Genomic DNA, 18,444 nt, shown 5'->3' with positions numbered 1-18,444 from the left:
CCGCCTGGGGCCCCTAGAGCGGGGTGACGTACGCGCCCGAGATACCGCCGTCGACCAGGAAGTCGGTGGCGTTCACGAACGACGAGTCGTCGCTGGCGAGGAACGCGACGGCCGCCGCGATCTCGGTCGCCTCGGCGAACCGGCCGACCGGGATGTGCACGAGCCGGCGGGCGGCCCGCTCCGGGTCCTTGGCGAACAGCTCCTGGAGGAGGGGGGTGTTCACCGGCCCCGGGCAGAGCGCGTTGACGCGGATGCCCTCCCGGGCGAACTGCACGCCCAGCTCCCGCGACATCGCCAGGACGCCGCCCTTGGAGGCCGTGTACGAGATCTGGGAGGTGGCGGCGCCCATCCGGGCCACGAAGGACGCGGTGTTGATGATCGAGCCCTTGCCCTGACGGCGCATGTAGGGGATCGCGGCCTTGCAGCACAGGTACACGGAGGTGAGGTTGACCTCCTGCACCCGCTTCCAGGCCTCCAGGCCGGTCTCCAGGATGGAGTCGTCGTCGGGCGGCGAGATGCCCGCGTTGTTGAAGGCGATGTCGACGCTGCCGTAGGTGTCGTAGGCGGTCTTGAACAGCGCCTCGACCTGCTCGGGGTCGGTGACGTCGACCTTCACGAAGATCCCGTCGACTTCCTCCGCGACCGACTTGCCGCGTGCCTCGTCCACGTCGCCGCAGACGATGTGGGCGCCCTCGGCGGCGAGCCGGCGCGCGGTGGCGAGGCCGATGCCGCTGCCGGCACCGGTGATGACGGCGGTGCGGCCGACCAGGCGGCGGCAGATGTTCTCAGGGGGCGTCGAGGTCACTGTGCGGGGCCTTCCGTGCTGATGAAGACGTTCTTGGTTTCGGTGAAGGCGGCGAGTGCGTCCGGGCCCAGCTCACGGCCGATGCCGGACTGCTTGAAGCCGCCGAAGGGGGTCCAGTAGCGGACGCTGGAGTGGGAGTTGACGGACAGGTTGCCCGCGCGGACGCCCTGGGAGACCCGCAGGGCTCGGCCGACGTCCCGGGTCCAGATGGAGCCGGAGAGGCCGTACGGGGTGTCGTTGGCGAGCCGGATCGCGTCCGCCTCGTCGGTGAAGGGCAGCAGGACGGCGACCGGGCCGAAGATCTCCTCGCGGGCGGCGGCGGAGTCGGGCCGCTCCCCGGTGAGGACGGTCGGCGGGAACCAGAAGCCGGGCCCCTCGGGGGCGCCGCCCCGCAGCGCGGATGCCTCGTCCGGCACGAACGACCGTACGCGGTCCAGCTGTTGACGGGAGATCAGCGGGCCCATCTGGGTCTTCTCGTCGGCGGGGTCGCCCACGACCACGCCGGCCAGCGACTCGGCGAGCAGGCTCTGGACCTCGTCGTACACGGACTCCTGGACCAGGACGCGGGTACGGGCGCAGCAGTCCTGGCCGGCGTTGTCGAGGAAGGAGAACGGGTCGACGGCCGCCTTGAGATCGGCGTCGGCGAAGACGATGTTCGGGCTCTTGCCGCCGAGTTCGAGGGTGACCTGCTTGACCTGGTCGGCGCAGAGTTCCATGACGCGCTTGCCGGTCCGGGTGGAGCCGGTGAAGACGATCTTGGCGACTCCGGGGTGCCGGACGAGGGCCTCGCCGGTGATGTCGCCGCGCCCGGGCAGGACCTGGAAGAGGTGTTCCGGGAGCCCGGCCTCCAGGGCGAGTTCGGCGAGGCGCAGCGCGGTGAGCGGAGTGGTCTCGGCGGGCTTGAGGAGGACGGCGTTGCCGGCGGCGAGTGCGGGTGCGGTGCCCCAGGCGGCGATCGGCATGGGGAAGTTCCAGGGCGCGATCACGCCGACGACCCCGAGCGGTTCGAGGATCGTGACGTTCATGCCGCCGGGCACCGGGATCTGCCGGCCGGAGAGCCGTTCGACGCCGCCGGCGGCGTAGTCGAGCAGGTCCCGGACGTTGCCTGCCTCCCAGCGGGCGTTGCCGATGGTGTGTCCGGCCTCGCGGACCTCCAGGCGGGCGAGTTCCTCGACGTGGTCGTCGACCGCGGTGGCGAAGCGGCGCAGCAGCCGGGCCCGGTCGGCGGGGGCGACGACGGCCCAGGCGCGCTGTGCCTTCTCCGCCCGGCGCACGGCCGCGTCGACGTCGTGCTCGGCGGCGCCCGCGACGGCGGCGATCACCTCCTCCGTCGCCGGGTTGAGGACGTCCAGGATGTGGTGCTGGGACAAGGGATTCCTCACAGACGTTCGAAGGAGCGGCGCAGCTCCCAGTCGGTCACGGCGGCGTCGAAGGCCGCCAGCTCGACGCGGGCCATGTTCAGGTAGTGCGCGACGACCTCGTCCCCGAAGGCGGCCTTGGCGATGGGGCTGCTCTCCCAGAGCTCGGCGGCCTCGCGCAGGGTGGTCGGCACGTGGTCGTACTCGGCGGCGTAGGCGTTGCCCCCGCACACCTCCGGCAGTTCCAGCTTCTGCTCGATGCCGTACAGACCGGCCGCGATCAGTCCGGCGACGGCGAGGTACGGATTGACGTCACCGCCGGGGAGCCGGTTCTCGAAGCGCATCGAGCGGCCGTGGCCGACGACCCTGAGCGCGCAGGTGCGGTTGTCGACGCCCCAGGCCACCGCGGTGGGGGCGAAGGAGCCCGGCTGGAACCGCTTGTAGGAGTTGATGTTGGGGGCGTAGAGCAGCGAGAAGTCACGGAGGGCGGCCAGCTGTCCGGCGAGGAAGTACCGCATGACCTGGGACATCTCATGTCCGTCGGCCATGACGTTGGTGTCGTCGGCGTCCGCGAGGGAGAGGTGGATGTGACAGGAGTTGCCCTCGCGCTCGTTGTACTTCGCCATGAAGGTGAGCGAGACGCCTTCCTGCGACGCGATCTCCTTGGCGCCGGTCTTGTAGACGGCGTGCTGGTCGCAGGTGACCAGGGCCTCGTCGTACTTGAAGGCGATCTCGTGCTGGCCGGGGTTGCACTCGCCCTTGGCGGACTCGACGGTCAGCCCGGCGGCCGCCATCTCGTTGCGGATCCTTCTGAGGAGCGGCTCGATACGGCCCGTGCCGAGGACCGAGTAGTCGATGTTGTACTGGTTCGCCGGGGTCAGGCCCTTGTAGCCGGCGTCCCAGGCCTGCTCGTAGGTGTCCTTGAAGACGATGAACTCCAGCTCGGTGCCCACGTTGGCCGTGTAGCCCAGTTCGGCGAGGCGCTCCAGCTGGCGGCGCAGGATCTGGCGGGGCGCGGCGACGACCGGTGAGCCGTCGTTCCAGGCGAGGTCGGCGATGAGCATCGCCGTGCCCTCGTTCCAGGGCACCCGGCGCAGGGTGCTGAGGTCGGGGTGCATGGCGAAGTCCCCGTAGCCGCGGTCCCAGGAGGACATCGCGTAGCCGTCGACGGTGTTCATCTCGGTGTCGACGGCGAGCAGGTAGTTGCAGCCCTCGGTGCCGTGGGCGAGTACCTCGTCGAGGAAGAAGCGCGCGGCGAACCGCTTGCCCTGGAGGCGCCCTTGCATGTCCGGGAAGGCCAGGACGACAGTGTCGATCTCACCGCCCGCGACGAGGGTGTGCAGTTCCTCGACGGAGAGCGGGGGTGTGCGGTCTGCCACGGGAAAGCCTCCTAGGGGCTTCTTCGGCCACCCCGGAGCCATTCAGCCATCCGGGAGCCATAAGGTATTACCCGTAACCATTAGTTGGGAAGGGGGAACGGTCACATGTCGCGGACAGGGGCGGAACCGGAGACTCCATGGGCCGACGACCGACTGGCGTCCGTCCTGCGTCCGGTCCGGGCGGGCAACGGCTTCGAGGAGGCGCTGGAGCAGATCCTCCAGGTGGTCCGACTCGGCCTGGTCCCGGGCGGCGAGCGGCTGCCGGCCGAGCGCGAGCTGGCGGAGCGGCTCGGGATCAGCCGGGTGACGCTGCGCGAAGTGCTGAAGGTGCTGCAGGACCAGGGCCTGATCGAGGCGCGCCGCGGGCGGTACGGCGGCACGTTCGTGCTGCCCCGCGTCGCCACGCCGGACGAGGACGAGCTGCGCCGACGCCTGAAGGGCATCGACGTCGAGGACACGCTGCGCTTCCGTGAGGTGCTGGAAGTGGGTGCGGCGGGGCTCTGCGCGGCGCACGGTCTGACCGACGAGCAGGCGGAGCGGCTGCGCGCGGCCCTGGCGCGCACCCACAACGCGCCGCTCACCGAGTACCGCCGGCTGGACACCCTGCTCCACCTCACCATCGCCGAGCTGTCCGGCTCCCCCTCGCTCGCCGCCCAGTACGCGGGCGTACGCGCCGGGGTCAACGACCTGCTCGACTGCATCCCGCTGCTGGTGCGCAACCTGGAGCACTCGCAGCAGCAGCACACGGCCCTGGTCGAGGCCGTCCTCGACGAGGACGCCGAGGGGGCGCGGGAGATCATGCGGGAACACTGCGCGGGTACGGCGGCCCTGCTGCGCGGCTTCCTGGGGTGAGGACGGCGAGCCGGGCGGTGGTGCGAACAGGGGTGAGGACGGGCCCGGCCAACGGGTACGGACCTCATGGATTTACGGATGCGTAACGCAGGGGTATTGCTTTTCGGCCACCTACCCCACAAAGGTATGGATCCATTCCTTTGAGTGGGGAGAGTGCGCCATGTCCCTGAAAGCCACGGACACCGCCGATGCGGCGGACGACTACCTGGAGCGCCGGACGCTCCGCCGGGGCAGCGCCGGCTGGGTGCTGCTGACCGGCCTCGGCGTCGCCTATGTCGTCTCCGGCGACTTCTCCGGCTGGAACCTCGGCCTGGCGGAGGGCGGCTTCGGCGGTCTGGCGATCGCCACGGTGCTCATGGGCACCATGTACGCCTGTATGGTCTTCGCCCTCGCCGAGCTGTCCGCGATCCTCCCCACGGCGGGCGGCGGGTACGGCTTCGCACGCCGGGCGCTCGGCCCGTGGGGCGGCTTCCTGACCGGCACGGCGATCCTGATCGAGTACGTGCTAGCCCCGGCCGCCATCGTGATCTTCATCGGTGACTATGTGGAGTCGCTGGGGCTGTTCGGCCTGGAGTCCGGCTGGCCGGTCTACCTCGTCTGCTTCGCGATCTTCATCGGCATCCACCTCTGGGGGGTCGGTGAGGCGCTGATCGCCAGCTTCGTCGTCACCGGCATCGCGGTCCTCGCCCTGATCGTGTTCGCCCTGGGCGCGCTGCCCGACTTCAGTGTGTCCGGCCTCGACGACATCCCGGTCGACACGGCCGCGTTCGGTGCGAACTCCTGGCTGCCCATGGGGCTGCTGGGCATCTGGGCGGCGTTCCCGTTCGGCATGTGGTTCTTCCTGGGCGTCGAGGGCGTGCCGCTGGCCGCCGAGGAGACCAGGGACCCGGCGCGTACGCTGCCGAAGGCCATCCGCTGGTCGATGGCCGTCCTGGTGGTCCTGGCGGTGATCACCTTCTTCGCCGCGGCCGGGGCGCGCGGCTCGAACGCCATCCAGGCGGCCGGCAACCCGCTGGTCGAGGCGCTCCAGCCGAACGGCGAGGCCACGGCGCTCAGCCGTTTCGTGAACTACGCCGGTCTGGCCGGCCTCGTGGCCTCGTTCTTCTCGCTGATCTACGCGGGCTCCCGCCAGCTCTTCGCGCTCTCCCGGGCCGGCTACCTGCCCCGGGTCCTGTCCCTCACCAGCAGCCGCAAGGCCCCGTACCTGGGACTGCTGGTCCCGGGCACGATCGGCTTCGCACTGGCCGCCGCCACCGGGGACGGCGGCCGGATGCTGAACATCGCCGTCTTCGGCGCCACCATCAGCTACGCGCTGATGTCGCTGTCGCACATCGTGCTGCGCCGCCGGGAGCCGGGGCTCGAACGGCCCTACCGCACGCCGGGCGGCGTGCTGACCTCCTCGGTCGCCCTCGTCCTCGCGTGCTCGGCGCTGGTGGCGACGTTCCTGGTGGACGTGACGGCGGCGTTCATCGCGCTCGGCGTGTACGCGGTCGCGGCGGCGTACTTCGGGTTCTACAGCCGCAAGCACCTGGTGGCGAAGGCGCCGGAGGAGGAATTCGCCGCGCTGGCCGCGGCCGAGGCAGAGTTGGCACGGGACTGAACGTTCCGCCCCATGGGATCCGAGAACTCCGTGGGTTCCGTGGGTTCCATGGGTTCCCTTCGTGAGGAGCATGTGTGACCAGGCCGTTGATCGGTGTGAGTACGTATCTGGAGTCCGGCGCGCGCTGGGGTGTCTGGGAGCTGGAGGCGGCCTTGCTGCCGATCGGCTATCCCCGGCTCGTCCAGGCGGCGGGCGGCGTCGCCGCGATGCTGCCGCCGGACGACCCGTCGTACGCCGCCGCGGCGGTCGCCCGTCTCGACGGCCTGGTCATCGCGGGCGGGCCCGACGTGGACCCCGCCCGCTACGGCGCCGAGCGCTCCCCGCGCTGCGGCCCGCCCGCGCCCGAGCGCGACGCGTGGGAGCTGGCGCTGATCCGGGCGGCGCTGGACACCGGCACCCCGCTCCTCGGCATCTGCCGCGGCATGCAGCTGCTGAACGTCGCCCTCGGCGGCACGCTGATCCAGCACGTCGACGACCACGTGGCCGAGGTCGGTGTCTTCGGCCGCCACGCGGTGAAGCCCGTACCGGGCACGCGCTACGGCGACCTCGTCCCCGAGGAGACCGACGTCCCCACCTACCACCACCAGGCCGTGGACCGACTCGGCACCGGCCTGCTTGACTCGGCCCACGCCTCCGACGGCACCATCGAGGCCATCGAACTACCGCACCCCGCCTGGGTGTTGGGCGTCCAGTGGCATCCGGAGATGGGCGAGGACGTAAGGGTGATGCGAGCACTGGTGACGGCGGCGACGGCCTGACACGGGGCTTTGAGCGGAGGTGCTCCACCCAAGTGCTCCACCCAAATGCTCCACCGAAGTGCCCCACCAGGGGCTGCGCCCCTTCGACCCCCATCCCCCAACCCCCCATCCGCGGGTCCGGTGGGGGCTGGTCGCGCAGTTCCCCGCGCCCCTGAAGGGGCCTGCGGCCCCTCAGAGCGCAGGCTTCGCACCCTGGGTGAGGCTCAGCAGGTCTCGTGCCGGGCCCGTCGGGCGGTGGCCCGTCGGCCAGACCGCTCGTAGGGCGCGTCGCAGGCGGACGCCGTTCACGGGGACGCGGACCAGACGGCGGGCGGAGAGTTCCTCGCCGAGGGCGAGTTCGCTGAGCACCGCCGGGCCCGCACCGCTCAGTGCGGAGGACTTGACCGCCGTGGTGGAGGAGAGCTCGATGAGAGGCCGGGCCAGTCCGCCCAGGGCCGTCTCCAGGACCTGCCGCGTACCCGAGCCCTTCTCGCGCAGGATCAGCGGCGTGGAGGCCAGCTCGGCCGCCTCCAGGGGCTTGCGACGGCGCGCCCAGGGGTGGCTGGGCGCGGTCACGACGATCAGGTGGTCGTGCGCTATCACGGCCGCGTCCAGCCCGGCCGGAACGGTCGGTCCCTCGACGAACCCCAGGTCGGCCTCGTCCGCGAGCAGCCGCTCCGCCACGACCGTGGAGTTGCCCGCGAGGAGGGAGACCGCCGTGTCCGGACGCTCGGTGCGCAGCGCGATGAGCCAGCCGGGCAGCAGATACTCGGCGATGGTCATGCTCGCGGCGACCCGGAGCCGGGAGTCACGCCGGTCCCGCAGGGCCTGCGCGCCCACGTCGAACGCCTCGGCCGCCTCCACGATCCGCCGGGCCCAGTCGGTGACGAGCGCCCCCGCGTCGGTGAGCCGGGACCCGCGCGGCGACCGGTCGACCAGCGCGACCCCCAGCTGTCGTTCCATCGAGCGGACGCGACTGCTCGCGGCGGGCTGGGTGATCCCCAGCTCCCGCGCCGCCCGCCCGAGCGAGCCCAGCCGGGCCACGGCCAGCAGCAGTTCGAGCGCCCCGAGGTCCGGCACCCGGTGGGCCAGTCCGCCCCGCTCCCCGCTCGTCTCACTCATAACCCCAGCTTATGTCCCCATACAACCGGACTCCCTGGTGGGCCCCGCACGGTCTCGACGGCCCGGTGGGCGTTCACCTTCCCGGTCGGCACCCGCGCGGACCGGCGCGACGGGAACCGGCCCGGCACACGGGCCGCGTCGCCCTCGACGTCCTCGCCGTCGCGCTGAACGCCCTGCTGCTGGCGGCCTGGGCCGTGGCCGCCGTGTGCACCGCGCGCGGTCCGCTCAGCGGCGGGCCGCTCGCAGCGCCGCGTCCAGCACCCGCGGAGCCTCGGCCAGCGACGGCCCGTACCAGGTGAGGTGCCGACCGCTGAGCAGCGCGCACGGCAGCCCGGGGAACGCCTCGGGGCCGTCGTCGGCGGTGAAACGGTACGGCTCGTCGGGCAGGACCACGACGTCGGGCGCGGCGGCCCGCAGCTCCTCCACGGGGACCCGGGGATAGCGCTCCGCGTGCCCGGTGTACAGGTGGTCCACGCCGAGCCTGGCGAGCACGTCACCGGCGAAGGTGTCCCGGCCGAGCACCATCCACGGCCGGCGCCAGATCGGCACGACGGCGGTCGTCCGGCGGCCGGGCGTCAGCGGGCCGTCCGCGGCGGTGCCCGACAGCCGGGACCACGCCGACTCCGCTTCGTCCAGCCAGCCCGGCCGGGAACGGGCCCCGCAGGCCCGCAGCACCCGGTCCAGTTCGGCGCAGGCGCCCGGCACGTCCCGTACCTCGGTGACGAGGACCTCGACACCCGCCTCCCGCAAGGCGGCCAGATCCGCCTCCCGGTTCTCCTCCTCGTTGGCGATCACGAGGTCGGGGGCGAGGCGGGCGATGTCGTCGGTCCTGGGGTTCTTGGTGCCGCCGATCCGCACGACATCAAGATCACCCGGGTGGGCGCACCAGTCGGTCGCGCCGACCAGCACGCCGGGCAGCGAGACGGCGACGGCCTCGGTCAGCGACGGCACGAGGGAGACGACCCGGGAGACGGAACGCGCCACGACCTCACGCCCCCTTGCGGTGGCGGTCCTCCAGGGCCTCGATGTGGTCCGCGACGGCGACCACGATCACCCGGGTCTCGGGCTCGGTGGCCCGCCACCGGTGCCGCACGCCACCGGACATGTACAGCGTGTCACCGCGTCCGAGGCGGTGGGCGCGGCCCTCGGCCTCGACCTCGACGGCGCCGTCGACGACGTACATCAGCTCGTCGTTGCGGTGCTGGACCTCGCGGCCCTCGTCGTGGTCGCCGGTGAACTCCATGGCGTGCAGCTGGTGGTGACCGCGCACCAGGGAGCGCGAGCAGGAATCGGGGGGCGTGAAGCCGTCCTCGTCTGCGGCGCGCACGACGTCGACGCTGCACGCCGGGTCGGCCGCGGCGAGGAGTTCGACGGCGGTGGTGCCGAGGGCGTCCGCGATGCGTTCCAGGGAGGGCTTGCTGGGGCGGGCCCGTTCGTTCTCGACCTGGCTGAGGAAGGGGACCGACAGGCCGCTGCGCTCGGCCACGGCGGCGAGGGTGAGCTGTTGCGCCCGGCGCCGCCGCCGGACGGCCGCGCCCACCCGAAGGGGCTGTTCTTTGTGGTCGCCCATCGCTCCGGCTCCCTCCTTCGCTCGTCGGTCGGCTCGCGGACGCCCACCGGGCGGGTCCGCGAACGCTCACTGGTCCGGTTACGGATGGCCACCCGTCCGGCACTCATCGGGTGCGCTTCTCCTGATGAGTTCTCTGCACCCTACGCATGTTCGGCAAACCGTTTCACGTGCCCGTCACATCCCTGTGAACCGGCAGGGGGTCCATGCTCACACTTCGCGCCAGCGGAGCCGCCACCCCACCTCCATTCTCGCGGCCCCCTCGCACGGCGGGGCGGGGGTCGCCGGCGCCCCTGCGGGCGCGCGGAGTGCCCTCTCCGGCACACCGCGTCACCGGGTCGCCGGTCCGCCTCCGCCGTCCCCCGGAGCCGCCCCGCGCAGCCACGACATCGTCCCGGGCGGACGGCGGGGCAGCACTTCACCCCGCCAAGTCACGCACCCGGTAACGGAGTTGAACACCCGGGAACGGCCCGCCCCAACGGCCGCCAGGCCGCGCCGACCGGACGGATACGGACCACCACAGGGTTGTCCGGATCTTTCTCGTACGCCAGTACGCAATGCCCGGCATGCGTTCGGGCGGCGCGTGCGGCTGCCTCACCGGGGCCGTCTCGTCGACGATCCCCGGATGCGCGTCGATCCGCTTCTCGACGCCGTCGCCCTCCTTGCCGCGCCGGGCCTTCCGACCGGCCCGAGGCGAAGCGCTGGAAGACCATGCTGATGCCGGTGGCACGCACCGCCCGCGGTTCACGGTCGTCGATCGCGGTCAGGTCCCGGCCGCCGAGGCGGACGTGGCCGGCGGTGGGCTCCAGGAGCCCGTTGAGCATGCGCAGCAACGTGGACTTGCCGGACCCGGACACGCCCGTGACGACGAAGACGTGACGACGAAGACGTGACAACGAAGATCTGGCCGGACTCCACCGTGAAGGGGGCGTCGATCAAGGCGGCGGCGGTGCCCTCGGCGCGCAGTTCCTCGCGGTCGGCGCCGGCCCTCAGCCGGTCCACCGCGTCGTCGGGTCGTTGCGTCGTCGGGTCGTCGGGTCTGTCGGGGCGTCGGCCGAACACCTTGAACCGGCTCTGCTCCGGGGCCGCGCCTGCTCCGGCCGTGCCGGGCGAAACGCGACCGTGTTCCGCTTCACAGGGCGTTCACCACAGGTCACGGGTGATCACGGAACACCTCCACGCGGCGCACGCGCTGTCGCGAGGGTGGCCACGCGCCGCCGCGTCGGGACCCACGCGCTGTCGGGTCGGGGGCGGCATGTCGGTGGCGTGTCGGTGGCGTACGGCATGATGCGGGGCGTGACCCGACGCCTGATGCTTCTCGACACCGCCTCGCTGTACTTCCGCGCCTACTTCGGGGTGCCGGAATCCGTGAAGGCCCCGGACGACACCCCGGTGAACGCCGTGCGCGGGCTGCTCGAATTCATCGACCGGCTGGTCAAGGACCACCGGCCGACGGACCTGGTGGCGTGCATGGACGCGGACTGGCGGCCGCAGTGGCGGGTCGACCTGATCCCCTCGTACAAGGCGCACCGCGTCGCCGAGGAGCACGAGGTCGGGCCGGACGAGGAGGAGGTGCCGGACACCCTCTCCCCGCAGGTGCCGATCATCGAGGCGGTGCTGGACGCGCTCGGCATCGCGCGCGTGGGTGTCGCCGGGTACGAGGCGGACGACGTGATCGGCACCTTCACGGCCCGGGCGAAGGAGCCCGTCGACATCGTCACCGGCGACCGCGACCTGTATCAACTGGTCGACGACGAACGCGAGGTGCGGGTGCTGTATCCGCTGAAGGGCGTGGGCACGCTGCAGCTCACCGACGAGGCCTGGCTGCGCGAGAAGTACGGGGTGGTCGGACGCGGGTACGCGGATCTGGCCCTGCTGCGCGGCGACCCGAGCGACGGGCTGCCGGGGGTGCCGGGCATCGGCGAGAAGACGGCGGCGAAGCTGCTCGACCAGTTCGGCGACCTGGCGGGAATCATGGCGGCGGTCGACGACCCGGCGGCGAAGCTGACCCCGTCGCAGCGCAAGAGGCTCGACGAGGCGCGGGCCTATGTCGCGGTCGCACCGAAGGTGGTCCTGGTGGCGGCCGACGTACCCTTGCCGGACGTCGACACGGCACTGCCGCGCGCCCCGCGGGATCCGGCGGCGCTGGAGGCGCTCGCAGCGCGCTGGGGGCTCGGCGGATCGTTGCAGCGGCTGCTGACGACGCTCGGGACGTGAGACGCATGTCCTGCGGAGGGGGCGTACGCCGGAGGACGGGGTGACACTTCGGTAGTGAGGGGTCTGAGGCGCGATTCACATCGGGAAGTCCTCGTACACGCTCCGAGCGTGGGGTGTTAATAGGGGGGAGATGGTAACTTAGGTAAGCCTTAGCTAGGTATTTGGGAGGCTGTCATGGCAGAGCGTCCGGTACGCAGGACCCCGAAGCCCCACTCCGCGCGAGTCGTCCGCACCGAGCGGCTCACCCCGCACATGCAGCGCGTCGTACTCGGTGGCGACGGCCTCGCCGAGTTCTCTCCGCGCGGCAGTACGGATCACTACGTAAAACTGCTGTTCGGGCCCGAGGGCGTGACCTACCCGGAGCCCTTCGACCTCGAGCGGATCCGCGCGGAGTTCCCCCGGGACCAGTGGCCGGTGACCCGGACGTACACCGTGCGCGCCTGGGACCCCGAACTGCGCGAGCTGACCGTCGACTTCGTGCTCCACGGCGACGAGGGCATCGCGGGCCCCTGGGCCACCCGTGTCCAACCGGGCGAGCTGATCCGTTTCCTGGGCCCCGGCGGCGCGTACGCGCCCAACCCGGAGGCCGACTGGCATCTCCTCGTCGGCGACGAGTCCGCCCTGCCGGCGATCGGCGCCTCGCTGGAGGCACTTCCCGACGGCGCCCGCGCGCACGCGATCGTCGAGGTCGCCGGCGCCGAGGAGGAGCAGAAGATCAACTCCGATGTGGAGGTGGTCTGGCTGCACCGCGGCGACCGTCCCGTCGGCGCGGCCCTCGTCGAGGCCGTACGCGCACTGGAGTTCCCCGAGGGCCGACTGCACGCCTTCGTCCACGGCGAGGCCGGCTTCGTCAAGGAGCTGCGCCGCCTGCTCCGCGTCGAACTCGCCATCCCCCGCGAGGACTTGTCCGTCTCGGGCTACTGGCGCCTCGGCCATGACGAGGACGGCTGGCAGGCGGCGAAGAAGGATTGGAACGCGCGCGTGGAGGCGGAGCAGGAGGGCGAGCCCACGCCGACGTGACCCACGAGGGCCCGGCGACCCTGCCGACGTGGCCTCGTGCGCGTGCGGCGACGCGACCTCGTGTGTCCCCCTTGTCCCCGGCCTGCGTGACCGCACACGACCGGTGGTCTGTCCGGCGTTCCCCCGTACGGGTCCGACGACGTGGCCCCGTGCGACACCGGCGGCCCGCCCATGTGCCCTCATGGGGTCCCACGTCCCTGCTCTGCCCTGCCCTGCTCTGCCCTGCGCGCATCCCGGCGCCGGTGTGGGCGGCGCCAAGGAGGCCGAGAAGTCACTTCTGTCGGAGCTGATCGACAAGTTCAAGGCGAAGTTCGGCACGGACTTCACCGAGGAAGACGTCCTCCCGGCGTTCAACGCGGCCGAGAACGACCCCAAGGTCCGCGCCGCCGCCGTCGTCAACGACGAGGACAACTACGGCGTCGTTTTCGACAAGGCGTTCAACGGCTACATGATGGATCACGTCTCGACGATCGACACGCTCGGCAAGCGCCACTTCGGCGCGGACCGCAGCTTCAAGTCCAACCTGGACCGGAGCGCTCGCCGCGCGGCGTGGCGGATGATCCGCAACGAAGAGGGTTTGGACGACCTGTAGGTCCGAACGCGTCAGAGGGCCCGGCCTTTCGGCAGGGCCCTCCTGTTCATGTGCTCAGCAGCCTGCTGCCAAGGTCACCAGCCCAGCCCACGCCTCAGGCCCAACCGCCAGTACGGGCCCGGTGAGCTGCTTCGAGTCTCGTATCAGTACGGCCCTGGGAGTTGTGGCGACCTCGACGCATTCGCCGCCTCCACCCGTGCTGTAGCTGCTCTTGAACCAAGCGGCCTCCGGCACGGCCGCCTGGCTGCGGTGAGCGTTCATGCCTCTCCCATCAGTTGAACGATGAATGCCGACGACTCACTCGGTGTCAGCGCCCGTGATCGGAGGATGCCATAGCGGGCTTCCAGCTCACGGACCCTCGGCGCATCGGTGTACAGGCGGCTGTCGTCCTGTACCTCGGCATACGCGATTCGACGGCCCTTTTCCGCGTCGATCAACGTGAAGGGACCGCCGAGTGCAGCATTGTCCTCGTGCTCGGTTGGCATCACTTGCACCTCCACGTTCCTCATCTGCCCGATCAACAGAATCTGTTCCAGCGTCCCGCGCAGCGCCTTCCGGCCGCCGATCGGTCTGCGCAGCACAACAGACCCGGAACAGCAAATACGGCGTACACGTTCAGTGCTGTGGCCCTCGCCTCCAAGCGGGCCGCATCTCGAAGTAAGCCGGATACTGCGCCCGAGCCAACTCCTCCTTCAGGGCCGCCAACACACCCCCGGCCCCCAGCACCTCATGAGTAATTGTCAATTCCTGTGGATCGGTGGTGCTCTTCAGTTTTCTTCAGGCTCCTGATCTTTGGCGTCGAGGATGCGGCGGAGACGTCGGATCTCGGCGATCAGGCGGGGAATGTCCTGGCGGGCGTTGGCGATGAAGTGGGCGTTCTCGTCCCAGCGTTCGTCCGCGACGTCGACATAACGTGGCTGCTGGACCAGGGTGGCGGCCACGATCTGCCGGTGGTCGAAGTCTGGCCAGCGTTCGCCGGTCCCGGTGTCGGGGACCGTGCTGATCGCGACGAGGCTCATGGCGAAGTCGTCGTCGAGTTGGCGCACGTGCCAGGGCCCTGGGGTGGCGGCACCGGCAAGATCCTCGATCTCGGAGAGTTCCTCGTCGGTCAGCGGATTGGGCGTGTCCATCAGGCTGCCTGCTCCTCACGCTCAACCAGCTGACCGCGTTCGAAGTGGGCGCCGGCGCGGACAAGTGCGACGAGGTGGGGCGCGTTCACCGCCCGCCAGCGGGCCTGGGCCGACTCGATGAGCTTGAAGACCATGGCCAGTCCCGCCGCGCGGGAGCCGGCACCCTTGGTGACCTTGGTTCGAAGCCGCACGGTGGCGAAGGTCGACTCGATCGGATTCGTGGTCCGCAGGTGGATCCAGTGCTCGGCGGGGAAGTCGAAGAACGCCAGCAGCTCGTCCTCGTCGTCCGTGATCCGCTTGACGACCTTGGGGTATTTCGCCTGGTAGGCCCGTTCGAAGTCGCGGACGGCCCTGGCCGCGTGGTCCTTGTCCTCGGCGTTGTAGATCTCCTGGATCGCGCGTTTTGCCGCGGGCTGGGCCGACTTGGGCAGCGCGTCCAGGACATTGGCGGTTTTATGAACCCAGCACCGCTGATGGCGGGTGTCAGGGAAGACCTCGTTCAGCGCGTTCCAGAAGCCGAGCGCGCCGTCGCCGACGGCCAGGACTGGGGCCCGCATGCCCCGGCGGGCGCAGTCCCGCAGCAGTCCTGCCCATGCCTCGGACGACTCGCGGTATCCGTCGGTCATCGCGATCAGTTCCTTCGTGCCGTCCGTGCGCACCCCCATGAGCACCAGGACGGCGGCCCTCGCCTCCTCCAGGCGGATGCGCAGGTGGACGCCGTCTGCCCAGACGTACACGTAGTCGCTGGCGGACAGGTCCCGGTCCATGAACGCGGTGTGGTCGGCCTGCCACTGTGCGGTCAGCCGTGTCACGGTGGCGGGTGACAGGCCGGCCGAGGAGCCGAGGAACTGCTCCAGCGCGGGCACGAAGTCACCCGAGGACAGGCCGTGCAGGTAGAGCAGGGGCAGCACCTCGCTGACCTTCGGGGACTTGCGGCACCAGGGCGGCAGGATCGCCGAGGAGAACCGCTTGCGCTCGCCCGTGGTCTCATCGACGCGCTTGTCGTTCACGCGTGGGGCCCGCACCTCGACCGTCCCGGCTGCCGTGGTGACCTTCCTGGGCTGGTGGTAGCCGTTGCGCACGACCAGGCGGCGACCGTCGCCGTCCCGTTCACCGGCCAACTCGGCTATGTAGCTGTTGACTTCCACTTCCAGGGCTGCGGCCAGCATCCGCCGGGCCCCCTCACGGACGATCTCGTCGATCAAGGAGCCGTTTGGCGTGGAACCGTCAGCATTGACTACCGTGAGCACGGGCGTGCCTTCCCGACCGACGCGCCAACGTCGGCCTACTCGATGACCATCACAGGATCATTCGGGAAGGTACGCCCTCCACGTTGCCTCGCCGACACCGATCCACAGGTCATGAGCATTGCTCGCACCTCATCCGCCCGGTCCACAAACCTCGGCTGGGGAATCCGCCTCCCCTGCTCGATCGACGCGACCGAGTCCGCCGCGTACCCCACCAGCTTCCGAACGCCGCCCGATCCAGCCCCGCCCGGACCCTCAGCAGCTTCAACTACCGTCCGAACGCGGCCACCACACCGGTCCCCGGCTCGTCCTCCGGCCGCTGCCCGACCCCGTCGGCCCGGTCCACCCCGTCGACCTCGTCGTCCCTCATGGGTCACCACATCCACCCGCACCGCACGTACACGCACAGCACCCCCGCGTACAACCCACCCACGACGGCGCGTCACCACCGGTAACGCTACGCCACCAACGGCCACGGTGGAGCCATGACCAGCAACCCCACGATCACCACCCCCACAGAAGCCCCTACCGAACCCCGCACCACCCAACTCACGAACCCCACCCACCACTTCGCGATGAGCTTCCCCTCGGCCCGACGCGGTGCCCGCCTCGCCCGTCGCCTGTGCGGGGTGCGGCTCGACGCCTGGGGCATCCCCTGCGACAGCGACGCGCACGACGCGCTCGCGCTCATCGCCGCCGAACTGTGCGTCAACGCCGTGCGGCACGGGACCGTGCCCGGACGGGACTTCCACCTGCGGATCACCGCCCACGACAGGACCGTACGCCTGGAAGTGACCGACACACGCGGCGAACGCATCCCGGTCCTGACCCCGCACGGCACGCCCGCCGACCGGACCGATGGCCACCTCCCGGCCAGCCGGAGCCGTGGATCTCTTCAGGAGAGCGAGGACCCTGGGGTCAACTGGGCTCTCTGCGCGTCAGTCGACGGCGCGTACCCGGATTATCGATCGCCGACAGAGTGATCGAATCTAAACTGCTCGTGCTAGTGGTAGGCCTCGGCAATGAGGAGCCCGTGAAGACTGCGTGATCCGGGCGGTGGCCCGGCCGGCTCTCCTTGGGACGATGCCCCCACCGCACTCCGCGACAACGACACAAGGTGGTTGACTCCTTGAGACTGACCCGCGCGACCCTCGCCGTGGCCGCCGGCGCCCTCGCCCCGGCCCTGCTGCTCTCCACTCCCTCCTTAGCCACCGCCACGGCCACGACGCCGTCGACCGCCGCCGCGGCGTCGGCCGCGGGCTCCCCCTACGACGAGATGAACGCGGACGACCTGCGCATCGCGATCGCCCGCATCCTGGCCGACCCCGACAGCGGCGAGCGCGTGACCCGCGAGGCCAACGAGCTCCTCGACGACGGCACCGTGGAGGAGATGCGCGCCTGGCTCGAAACCGGATACGGCCTCGCTCAGGCCGAGGACGACCGTGTCACCATCGGCAGAATCCTCGCCGACCCCGACAGCGGCAAGGCCGTCGTCCGTGAGGCCAACAAGGCCCTCGACGACGGCAGCCCCGAGGTCGTGCGTGAATTCCTCGAAACCGGCCTCCGTCTCGCCCAGGCCGAGGACGACCGTGTCACCATCGCGCGAATGCTGGCCGATCCCGACATCAGCGACGCCCTGCGCACGGCGGCGAACGCGGCCCTGGACGACAACACCCCGGAAGCGCTGCGCTACTTCATTGAGGTCGGCCAGTACGAGGTAGACGGCTAGAGGGGCCTGCCGTTCGGCTGGGCCGGATCAGGGAGTGGGGCCTGGTACGTGCAACTGCACCCGCCCGACTGGCCTCACCCCTGAAGGGGGCGAGGGACCAACAGATCCGCACCATCCGGATCGGCCAGGCGTGCGCGGTGTCGTGAGGCAGTGGTCACCACATCAACGAGACGGCCGAGGGCGTCCGCCAGTGGGTCCACTCCCTGCCCCGCCGGCCCACCCGGCTCCGTCATGTAGACGTCCCGGCGGATCTCGATCATCAGGGCGGTCACCCTTGGGTCGTGCCCGTAGTACTCCAGCGGGACGTACGCGCCGCCGAACGGGCTGTTGACGCCGATGCCACCGAACCCGGCGAACACGTCCTCGGCGGCGGCCAGCAGGCCGGCCGGAGTGTGGAAGGGGTCGCTGCCCAGACAGACGGGCGGGCGAGGGCCCTCGCCGTGGAGTTCGTAGGGGAGGGGCTCGGTCGGGTACGAGTGGACGTCGATGACGACCGCCCGGCCGACCGTCTCCAACAGGTGCGTCACGGCATGGGTCATGGCGGCGGCGTAGGGGCGGAAGTAGCGGTCGACGAGCGACTGTCCGCCGAGGGGCTGACCGTCGCGTCCGGCCGGGCGGAGCACCTCCCCGTGCGTGGTCCTCGTGTAGACGGCGCCCATGCCCACGGCCAGCATCTCCTCCCGCTCGTCCGGGAACCGTTCGGGATCGACCACGAGCCGGGACAGCCGGTTCACGAACCGCCACGGGCGCACGGCAGACCGCACGGCGGCCCGCTCGGCGATGCGGTCCGTGTACGCGTCGGTGATGTGGTCCAACTCCCGCTCCAGCGCGGCGTCGTCGAGCACGATCCCGTCCCGTACGGCCGCCGGGATCGCGCGCGAGCCGTGCGGCACGTGCAGCAGCACGGGCGAGCCGTGCGCGCCCGGGAGAAGCTGGTGGGCGGGGGGTGCGGCGTCGTTCATCCGGAGGTTCCTCACCGCGATCGTCGGAAGCCGGCTGCCCGGGGCCGCTCAGCACGGGGGCGCGACACCGCCCCCGCCGCGACGCCGGTCCGGCGGGCCTCGCCGACCGTATCCCGGCCTTCTCGAA

16 protein-coding genes and 5 pseudogenes are annotated in these 18,444 nt (G+C 71.0%); 8 read left to right on the top strand and 13 right to left on the bottom strand.

The window, feature by feature from the left end; all coding sequences use genetic code 11:
* Nucleotides 1–13 precede the first annotated feature (13 nt).
* From K1J60_RS36315 to K1J60_RS36305, 3 genes are read right to left on the bottom strand one after another with little or no spacing between them, the layout of a single operon-like run.
* Nucleotides 14–805, bottom strand: coding sequence for a 3-oxoacyl-ACP reductase (locus K1J60_RS36315; protein WP_220649914.1), 792 nt, complete (start codon nt 803–805; stop codon nt 14–16).
* Nucleotides 802–2,175: an aldehyde dehydrogenase family protein gene (locus K1J60_RS36310; RefSeq protein ID WP_220649913.1), complete on the bottom strand. Its 1,374-nt coding sequence runs from the start codon at nt 2,173–2,175 to the stop codon at nt 802–804. The genes K1J60_RS36315 and K1J60_RS36310 overlap by 4 nt, the downstream gene beginning before the upstream one ends.
* Before the next feature lie 8 nt (nt 2,176–2,183).
* On the bottom strand, nt 2,184–3,542 hold the full coding sequence (locus tag K1J60_RS36305) for a glutamine synthetase family protein (protein ID WP_220649912.1): 1,359 nt from the start codon (nt 3,540–3,542) through the stop codon (nt 2,184–2,186).
* 105 nt (nt 3,543–3,647) lie between these two features.
* On the opposite strand from K1J60_RS36305, the gene K1J60_RS36300 reads away from it, so the two are divergent.
* The 3 genes from K1J60_RS36300 to K1J60_RS36290 all read left to right on the top strand — a co-directional run bounded on the left by K1J60_RS36300 (nt 3,648) and on the right by K1J60_RS36290 (nt 6,752).
* Nucleotides 3,648–4,394 carry a FadR/GntR family transcriptional regulator gene (locus K1J60_RS36300; RefSeq protein ID WP_220649911.1) on the top strand — a complete coding sequence of 249 codons (747 nt, stop codon included), beginning with the start codon at nt 3,648–3,650 and terminating at the stop codon, nt 4,392–4,394.
* A gap of 160 nt (nt 4,395–4,554) precedes the next feature.
* Complete coding sequence (gene eat, locus K1J60_RS36295; RefSeq protein WP_220649910.1) at nt 4,555–5,994, top strand: ethanolamine permease; 1,440 nt, start codon at nt 4,555–4,557, stop codon at nt 5,992–5,994.
* A gap of 74 nt (nt 5,995–6,068) precedes the next feature.
* A complete protein-coding gene (locus K1J60_RS36290; protein ID WP_220649909.1) occupies nt 6,069–6,752 on the top strand; it encodes a gamma-glutamyl-gamma-aminobutyrate hydrolase family protein in 684 nt (227 codons plus the stop codon).
* A gap of 171 nt (nt 6,753–6,923) precedes the next feature.
* Here K1J60_RS36290 and K1J60_RS36285 read toward each other — a convergent pair whose 3' ends face one another.
* The 4 genes and pseudogenes from K1J60_RS36285 to K1J60_RS36270 all read right to left on the bottom strand — a co-directional run.
* Nucleotides 6,924–7,853 carry a LysR family transcriptional regulator gene (locus K1J60_RS36285; RefSeq protein WP_220649908.1) on the bottom strand — a complete coding sequence of 310 codons (930 nt, stop codon included), beginning with the start codon at nt 7,851–7,853 and terminating at the stop codon, nt 6,924–6,926.
* 225 nt (nt 7,854–8,078) lie between these two features.
* Nucleotides 8,079–8,837 carry a helical backbone metal receptor gene (locus tag K1J60_RS36280; protein WP_220649907.1) on the bottom strand — a complete coding sequence of 253 codons (759 nt, stop codon included), beginning with the start codon at nt 8,835–8,837 and terminating at the stop codon, nt 8,079–8,081.
* Nucleotides 8,838–8,841: 4 nt separating this feature from the next.
* A complete protein-coding gene (locus K1J60_RS36275) occupies nt 8,842–9,423 on the bottom strand; it encodes a helix-turn-helix domain-containing protein (protein ID WP_033531692.1) in 582 nt (193 codons plus the stop codon).
* Between the two features lie 689 nt (nt 9,424–10,112).
* Nucleotides 10,113–10,482: pseudogene (locus K1J60_RS36270) on the bottom strand (ATP-binding cassette domain-containing protein); the annotation flags it as partial.
* A 225-nt stretch (nt 10,483–10,707) separates the two neighbouring features.
* Here K1J60_RS36270 and K1J60_RS36265 point away from each other — a divergent pair.
* From K1J60_RS36265 to K1J60_RS36255, 3 genes and pseudogenes are all read left to right on the top strand, one after another.
* Nucleotides 10,708–11,637 (top strand): 5'-3' exonuclease, encoded by a 930-nt coding sequence (locus K1J60_RS36265; RefSeq protein WP_259408352.1) that lies wholly within the window; start codon nt 10,708–10,710, stop codon nt 11,635–11,637.
* Nucleotides 11,638–11,811: 174 nt separating this feature from the next.
* Nucleotides 11,812–12,657, top strand: a complete 846-nt coding sequence (locus tag K1J60_RS36260; protein ID WP_220649906.1) for a siderophore-interacting protein — start codon at nt 11,812–11,814, stop codon at nt 12,655–12,657.
* 235 nt (nt 12,658–12,892) lie between these two features.
* Nucleotides 12,893–13,249, top strand: a pseudogene (locus tag K1J60_RS36255) (type I restriction endonuclease subunit R); the annotation flags it as partial.
* Between the two features lie 54 nt (nt 13,250–13,303).
* On the opposite strand, the gene K1J60_RS36250 reads toward K1J60_RS36255, so the two are convergent.
* The 5 genes and pseudogenes from K1J60_RS36250 to K1J60_RS36230 form a co-directional block, all read right to left on the bottom strand.
* Nucleotides 13,304–13,510: a DUF397 domain-containing protein gene (locus tag K1J60_RS36250; protein ID WP_220649904.1), complete on the bottom strand. Its 207-nt coding sequence runs from the start codon at nt 13,508–13,510 to the stop codon at nt 13,304–13,306.
* Nucleotides 13,507–14,002, bottom strand: a pseudogene (locus K1J60_RS36245) (Scr1 family TA system antitoxin-like transcriptional regulator); the annotation flags it as partial. The gene K1J60_RS36250 and the pseudogene K1J60_RS36245, both read right to left, overlap by 4 nt.
* A 14-nt stretch (nt 14,003–14,016) precedes the next feature.
* Nucleotides 14,017–14,379, bottom strand: a complete 363-nt coding sequence (locus K1J60_RS36240) for a hypothetical protein (RefSeq protein ID WP_220649903.1) — start codon at nt 14,377–14,379, stop codon at nt 14,017–14,019.
* Between the two features lie 17 nt (nt 14,380–14,396).
* Nucleotides 14,397–15,629: pseudogene (locus K1J60_RS36235) on the bottom strand (IS256 family transposase); the annotation flags it as partial.
* A gap of 125 nt (nt 15,630–15,754) precedes the next feature.
* Nucleotides 15,755–15,996, bottom strand: a pseudogene (locus K1J60_RS36230) (helix-turn-helix domain-containing protein); the annotation flags it as partial.
* 115 nt (nt 15,997–16,111) lie between these two features.
* On the opposite strand from K1J60_RS36230, the gene K1J60_RS36225 reads away from it, so the two are divergent.
* Nucleotides 16,112–16,609 (top strand): ATP-binding protein, encoded by a 498-nt coding sequence (locus K1J60_RS36225; protein WP_220649901.1) that lies wholly within the window; start codon nt 16,112–16,114, stop codon nt 16,607–16,609.
* Nucleotides 16,610–16,755: 146 nt separating this feature from the next.
* Nucleotides 16,756–17,355, top strand: coding sequence for an ALF repeat-containing protein (locus tag K1J60_RS36220; RefSeq protein ID WP_220649900.1), 600 nt, complete (start codon nt 16,756–16,758; stop codon nt 17,353–17,355).
* A 74-nt stretch (nt 17,356–17,429) separates the two neighbouring features.
* Here K1J60_RS36220 and K1J60_RS36215 read toward each other — a convergent pair whose 3' ends face one another.
* Nucleotides 17,430–18,317 (bottom strand): N-formylglutamate amidohydrolase, encoded by an 888-nt coding sequence (locus K1J60_RS36215; RefSeq protein WP_220649899.1) that lies wholly within the window; start codon nt 18,315–18,317, stop codon nt 17,430–17,432.
* Between the last annotated feature and the right edge of the window lie 127 nt (nt 18,318–18,444).

This window comes from Streptomyces akebiae (assembly GCF_019599145.1).
GTDB classification, from domain to species: Bacteria; Actinomycetota; Actinomycetes; order Streptomycetales; family Streptomycetaceae; genus Streptomyces; species Streptomyces akebiae.
The sequence above is the reverse complement of the archived record's forward strand: the minus strand, read 5'-3'. Positions and strand labels throughout refer to the sequence as shown.

What these genes read in the sequence shown, in the direction of transcription:
- K1J60_RS36300 (WP_220649911.1), top strand. Translation starts at nt 3,648, where the DNA reads ATGTCGCGGACAGGGGCGGAACCGGAGACTCCATGGGCCGACGACCGA.
- eat (WP_220649910.1), top strand. Translation starts at nt 4,555, where the DNA reads ATGTCCCTGAAAGCCACGGACACCGCCGATGCGGCGGACGACTACCTG.
- K1J60_RS36285 (WP_220649908.1), bottom strand. Translation starts at nt 7,853, where the DNA reads ATGAGTGAGACGAGCGGGGAGCGGGGCGGACTGGCCCACCGGGTGCCG.
- K1J60_RS36275 (WP_033531692.1), bottom strand. Translation starts at nt 9,423, where the DNA reads ATGGGCGACCACAAAGAACAGCCCCTTCGGGTGGGCGCGGCCGTCCGG.
- K1J60_RS36265 (WP_259408352.1), top strand. Translation starts at nt 10,708, where the DNA reads ATGCGGGGCGTGACCCGACGCCTGATGCTTCTCGACACCGCCTCGCTG.
- K1J60_RS36260 (WP_220649906.1), top strand. Translation starts at nt 11,812, where the DNA reads ATGGCAGAGCGTCCGGTACGCAGGACCCCGAAGCCCCACTCCGCGCGA.
- K1J60_RS36250 (WP_220649904.1), bottom strand. Translation starts at nt 13,510, where the DNA reads ATGAACGCTCACCGCAGCCAGGCGGCCGTGCCGGAGGCCGCTTGGTTC.
- K1J60_RS36240 (WP_220649903.1), bottom strand. Translation starts at nt 14,379, where the DNA reads ATGGACACGCCCAATCCGCTGACCGACGAGGAACTCTCCGAGATCGAG.
- K1J60_RS36225 (WP_220649901.1), top strand. Translation starts at nt 16,112, where the DNA reads ATGACCAGCAACCCCACGATCACCACCCCCACAGAAGCCCCTACCGAA.
- K1J60_RS36215 (WP_220649899.1), bottom strand. Translation starts at nt 18,317, where the DNA reads ATGAACGACGCCGCACCCCCCGCCCACCAGCTTCTCCCGGGCGCGCAC.